Source organism: Streptomyces sp. H27-H5, assembly GCF_026627505.1.
Taxonomy (GTDB): Bacteria; Actinomycetota; Actinomycetes; order Streptomycetales; family Streptomycetaceae; genus Streptomyces.
The window spans coordinates 1-3,238 of record NZ_JAPNLK010000241.1; the positions used below are offsets into that span (position 1 = coordinate 1).

The 3,238-nt window shown below is 67.2% G+C and carries 4 protein-coding genes; all 4 read right to left on the reverse strand.

Going from position 1 to position 3,238, the window contains the following annotated elements:
- Positions 1–103 precede the first annotated feature (103 nt).
- Positions 104–1,267, reverse strand: a complete 1,164-nt coding sequence (locus tag OTB19_RS42310; protein ID WP_267804178.1) for a helix-turn-helix domain-containing protein — start codon at positions 1,265–1,267, stop codon at positions 104–106.
- Between the two features lie 701 nt (positions 1,268–1,968).
- Complete coding sequence (locus tag OTB19_RS42315; RefSeq protein ID WP_267804179.1) at positions 1,969–2,127, reverse strand: hypothetical protein; 159 nt, start codon at positions 2,125–2,127, stop codon at positions 1,969–1,971.
- Positions 2,128–2,777: 650 nt separating this feature from the next.
- On the reverse strand, positions 2,778–2,912 hold the full coding sequence (locus OTB19_RS42320; RefSeq protein WP_267804180.1) for a hypothetical protein: 135 nt from the start codon (positions 2,910–2,912) through the stop codon (positions 2,778–2,780).
- On the reverse strand, positions 2,909–3,238 hold a 330-nt coding region (locus tag OTB19_RS42325), incomplete at its 5' end, for a hypothetical protein (RefSeq protein WP_267804181.1). The genes OTB19_RS42325 and OTB19_RS42320, both read right to left, overlap by 4 nt.

The window sequence follows — 3,238 nt, forward strand, 5'->3', positions numbered from 1 at the left end:
GGAAGACCTTGGAGAACCCGCCACCGGCAGCGGCCAGCCGGAAACCCACCCTGCCCAAAACCGGAAACCCGCCCCGAAAACAATCACACCGCGTGACCAGAGATCACGCGGTGGATCGAGGCTCATTTGTCACGTCATCGCCATTGGCGATGGCTTCTTTCCGGACCTCCGTGAGAGTGCGGCGCATTTTCTCCAACAGGCCCTCGGACGCTCCGGACGTCCACGACTCGTGAATGACCGGCGTCTCGCAGAACCCCAACTTCGCGCACCTCAGCAGGAGTCGCAGGGTGGGTTCGGTAATCCACAGGTCCCCCGGCTCTTTCCGGGCACCCAGCGGGGACGGCAGATCAGGCATCTCCCACACGGCCGGCGTGACCCGGTGGACACCCGAGCGCTTCGGGTTGTGGTCGGCGCCCTCGGAGTGGACGAGCTTGCCGATCGGCAACCACGTCTTGAGCGCGGCGAGGTAGGCGGCGTTCATGTCGAGCGCGGTGACGTCGAGGCGGACGTGGCCGGCGCGCGCGGCCCGGTGCAGCTCCTCCGCCCGCCACTTGGGGCGGCCCTCCCAAATCTGGTCCGCGCCCTTCTGCGACGCCTTCTTGAGGATGCCGGCCGTGGGCGGGAACTCGGAGTGCTCGTATCGGCCACCGACCCGAGACGCGGCGAACAACTCCATCACGTCCGGGACGGCCGCCTTCAGGAGCGCGGCCCGCGCCGCGTCCCGGTCACCGCCATGGACGGACAACTCGTGGCCGACGCGGACACGGACACGATCCGCCGGCGGACCAGCCGGCGCGGCAACGCGCTTGGGCGCGGAGGAGGCCGGGGCCGGCTCGGCGACGGGGGCGCGCCGAGGCGGGGTGGTGGCGGTCGTGGCCGGAGCCGGCTCGGCGGCGGGAGCGCACCGGCCCGGGACACTGCGGGCGGCCTCGGCCGGAGCCGGCTCGACCGGGCCGGGCTCGACCGGAGCCGGGGCCGGAATGTCGAGCGGCAGGAGGGTCTGGGTGCCGCCGGCGGCCACCCGGTCGGCGGGCAGGCGGGTCAAAGCATGCGTGGGGCCTGCCAGGAGGTCGAGGACGGGCATCCCCCAGTGCGCGGCGAGACGATCGCAATCGGCCAGGGTCCAAGAGGCCAGACCCCGCTGCCTACGGCTGATCTGACTCTGCGTCAGCCCCAAAGCGGCCGCCACGTCCGCCTGCTGCTCCCCCGTGCGATGGGTGACCGCGATCACCGTCACCCGCAACGTCTCCTCGGTACTCATCACCATGAAATCCACCCTACCCGAGAAGCATGCGTATTCCGCATATGGCGTGTGCAAAACGCACACCCGTGGCGGGTGTGAGGGCACCTCGCCTCCGCGCGGGCCTACTTCGAGCTCCACGGGACCCTGAACGCGCCGCGCGGCACGCGACCACCTGGACAAGGCCGTGGGGCAGTGGCTGACGAACATCCGACGCCCCGACGGACTCGGGAAGGACCAAGACCGCGCCGGCCCGCGTGAGAAGTGCCGCTTCCGTGACAGTGACGGACCTGCGTACCTATGCCCTCATGTCAGCGTGTACCGCCAGGACACCACCACCGCGTCAGCGGCAGGTACGCCCACCCAGCCCACCAGCAGCGGGAACACCACAGGACTGACGGGCTGTCACTGACACCACCCCACTGACACGAAACCGGCGCTTCGCACCCGGGGGCCGAGTCGAGGGCGGAGCGCCTGGGCTGTTCCTTCTGGAAGCCGCCTTCCCGACCCGGTGACCCATGCGCAGAGGAGTGGGGATGCGAAGTTCCCTCGCGTACGCTGTCATGTGTCATCTCCACATCAGGCATCGCCTGAAGCACGAGAGGGCCCGACCTGGTTGCAGCCAGATCAGGCCCCCTCGAAGGTGGCGCAGCTACTGGGCCCGGCCGTCTACTTCTCGGCCGGGCTCATTGCTGAGTTCCTGCCGTACGTCCGGATCCACAGCGTCGTCAGACGTTCTGCACCACCCACTCCACCAGCTTGACGAGCACCGGTACGACCGTGGACCAGTCGATCAACGCCTGCCGAAACGACAGCCGCCTCTCGTCCCGCTCCTTGTTCTCCAGCGCGTTCGCCATCCATACCTCCAGGTGCTCCCAAGTGCCCATGAGCTGGGCCTTCACCACTAATCGGCGAAGCAAACGGGAGGGAACGCCTGCAAGTGACCCCAGTCTACGAGCAGTTGGGTGCCATCACCGTCCGGGGACCACAACTTCTGGTCTCGGAGAGGGATCCAACCACTAGATCTTGGGTTGTGGTGGATTTACATAGCTCCACGTGTCGCACTCCGAGCCGAACACCTGACCTGCGCATTCAGCGCTATACCCCCGCACATCACGCAACTGACCAGCGCGGCGGCTGCCGGGGCGTCTCTGCTGTCCTGCCAAGGACGAGGGCCGGGGAGGGTAGCCAAAGCAGCGCTTCGGGTACCAGAAGTCCGGCACCTAATGGTGACGATGTCGACTCCATAGAGTCGATGCCACCATCACTGCCGTCGTGGTCCACGACCTCACATCCAACGAGCCAATGGGCTCCCTGCATCGCGCGCGCACGACGCGGCCCCGGCACACCGTGTTCGGTGTGCCGGGGCCGGAGTTCGGTCCGGTCGTACTGCCCCAGAACGCGCTGGGCACCGGTCCTGACCCGCGCACCCATGTCGGCGCGGACTGCGTACGACCCTAGCCGCGGCCGAGCCGGCGCACCGCCGAGCGTGACGCGCGGGCCGAACGCCTGCGGAGCCACCTCGCGGGCCGGCGGATCAGCGAACGCCGATGATGCTCGCGACGCACCTGGTGACCAGGGCGACGACCATCCCGGCGCCCATCACCGGAGCGGTGGCGGCCGGATGCCGGTGCAGCACGTACACGACACCGCCGCCCAGAAGCAGCGTCACGAGGGCTGCAGCGCAGTCGGAAGGTCGGAGAATCGTGCGAACACAAGGACACGATCTGAATCCGTGCTGTCATTGTTCGGAGTGGCAATAATTCCGGCTCCCAAGAGAATTTTAACGAGCGCACTCTGCATATAAGTACCGATCATTCCCGGGTACTTCACGGATGGAGTGTCGGTAACGCCTGCACTCAATTCCCTCAGATACGGCAGCTGTAGATAGATCTGCTGATGCTCGTCGGTGCTGGTCAGCGGCTTGATGGGGGTGGCTGCGGGCATGAGGGCGGCCGCCTTGATCATGATGTGGTATGACACAACATCAGAACGAGA

Bases quoted from the DNA above. Each gene is read 5' to 3' on its own strand.
- OTB19_RS42310 (WP_267804178.1), bottom strand. From the start codon at position 1,267: ATGGTGATGAGTACCGAGGAGACGTTGCGGGTGACGGTGATCGCGGTC.
- OTB19_RS42315 (WP_267804179.1), bottom strand. From the start codon at position 2,127: ATGGGCACTTGGGAGCACCTGGAGGTATGGATGGCGAACGCGCTGGAG.